Origin of the sequence: Terriglobus sp. YAF25 (assembly GCF_052113305.1) — a bacterium.
In the GTDB taxonomy this organism is placed as follows: Bacteria; Acidobacteriota; Terriglobia; order Terriglobales; family Acidobacteriaceae; genus Terriglobus.
The window spans coordinates 1-1912 of sequence record NZ_JBFRCY010000816.1; the positions used below are offsets into that span (position 1 = coordinate 1).

Consider the following 1912-nt stretch of genomic DNA (forward strand, 5'->3'; position numbering starts at 1 on the left):
CCATGGTGCTCATGCACTTCGCCGTCGCCGGCCGCGAGCACGAACTCGCCTTCAACCGCGTGCGCGACTACGCCGAGACCCCCGGCGGCATCCAGGCCGACCTGCGCGTCTCCAAGGTCCGCCCCCGCGTCGTCCCGGTCCCCTACGGCTCCCGGCCGTCGATCTGCCCGGTAAGGGCTTGGCAGGCGTGGAAGGAGGCCGCCGACCTCACCGACCCGGACGGATACGCCTGGCGCCGCCTGCACAACCGCTGGCACACAGTCCTGGAGGGCGGCCTGCAGCCCGAGGCGATCGGCGACGTCGTGACCCGCGCCGGCGAGCGCGCGGGGATCGAGATCCGCTTCACCGGCCACAGCCCCMGCCGCGGGCTCGCGACGTCCTCCCGGCTGAAGGGCCACGACCAGATCGTCATCGCCAAGCAGGGCGGGTGGGCCCCGCACTCCAAGGTGCTCGCCGGCTACCTCGAAGTGGTCGACCAGTGGGAGGACAACGCCCTGCTCGGCGTGCTGTAGTCGTCGAGATGCCGGTCCGCACAACAGATCCTCGGTCAAGCCTTGCCGCTGGATCCCCCAGGAAAATGAAGTCCGTACCGGTAGCGGGGGTCTGCGGTGGCCACACGTGATGCGCCGGAGAACCGATGAGAGGACATGAATCCCTCCATGGCAGCACCCCGTTCGAAGGACAGGCGGTACCTATGACGCTGCGCCAGCCGCACGACCTCACCCCCATGCTGAGCGACACGCCAGGCAACCTGAACAGTGGCGTAGATATGGGTATCCGGATCACGACGGTCTAGGACAGCAATCAGACTGTGACGAAGGCGCCGGGACCTCCACCACCACGGGTTATGGTGCTCAGCCCACTCAACGCTTTCCATCCAATCGCCGTGTTTCTGCTGTGCTCGCCGGGCTTGCCCCCAGTGCTCCAAAGCTGCGATGCGGTGAGAGAGAAGTTGCAGGGTTCGCCTGTGCCATGGGACGCGTGCCCACAGACCGACGGTCCCGACCTCGATCGCGCGTAGTTCAACCCCCACCTTCCTGACGGTCCAGTTCCCGAAGGGGCTGAACACCTGCGATGCGTAGGCCGAGTACTGACCTGCCTGATCTTGCTCTGGATCCGGGATGACCACCGAAGCCCAAGGCGTCGATACAGTGCGTAGGCTCCATGGACGGCGAAATCTCACGCGCGCCCGCATTTCCTCGAAGCCCAGCTCCCCCGCAGACTTGATCGCCAGCCCCAAGGAGTTCTTACGCCGCTCGTACTCAAAGTCATCAAAGGTAGCGTCAGGTTGGAGAGCCTCGGGAGGCGCATCTCTCCAGGTCAACTGGACACTGACACGCGGATAAGACGATCGACGCTCCGCCTGCCTTGTTCGTCGGAAAGCCCAAAGGGACACCCCAAGCGCGATCACCGAGACGACCAGGCTGGTGATCGGTACGGCAGGGGGCACACCACTCTGGTTGGTCAACACCTCGTCATGGTGATCTCTGACTTCGCGTACCCCGTTGTTGGACACGCCGGTCTTTCAGCTGCTCTGCGCGGCTGTGTCCAAGAACCGATCGGTTGATGAACGCGAAAGGGGYYATGAGTGGATCTTAAGTACGCAAACGCCCTGGTCAGCCACGGGCCTAGGCGGATGTTCCCCTCAGTCAAAAGCTGTCGGGTGGCGAATGAGGTAATTCCGCCTCACAATATCCTTATGGGAAAAGACTTCGAGAGATCACTTCGCGAGACTGTTGAGCATCTTGCTATCGCCAAGAGAAAAGCCGAAGAGGGTGAAAGGGTGAGGCTGCGAGAGCTGGAAAAGAGGAAGGAAAGGGAAAGGGTAAAACGAAATGCCCAGATCGCCGAGAGGAGGAGGATGGTAGACAGGGGCGATGAGCAAGAGCGTCGAAAATTTGAAGTTCTGGAC

3 protein-coding genes are annotated in these 1912 nt (G+C 62.8%); 2 read left to right on the top strand and 1 reads right to left on the bottom strand.

What is annotated here, in order from left to right; genetic code table 11:
* A partial coding sequence (locus tag AB4043_RS24075) for a hypothetical protein (RefSeq protein ID WP_442308327.1) occupies nucleotides 1-512 on the top strand: 512 nt, incomplete at its 5' end.
* Nucleotides 513-547: 35 nt separating this feature from the next.
* Here the strand turns inward: AB4043_RS24075 and AB4043_RS24080 are convergent.
* Entirely contained in the window at nucleotides 548-1516 is a 969-nt protein-coding gene (locus AB4043_RS24080; RefSeq protein WP_442308328.1) for a hypothetical protein, read from the bottom strand.
* Nucleotides 1517-1588: 72 nt separating this feature from the next.
* On the opposite strand from AB4043_RS24080, the gene AB4043_RS24085 reads away from it, so the two are divergent.
* On the top strand, nucleotides 1589-1912 hold a 324-nt coding region (locus AB4043_RS24085; RefSeq protein ID WP_442308329.1), incomplete at its 3' end, for a hypothetical protein.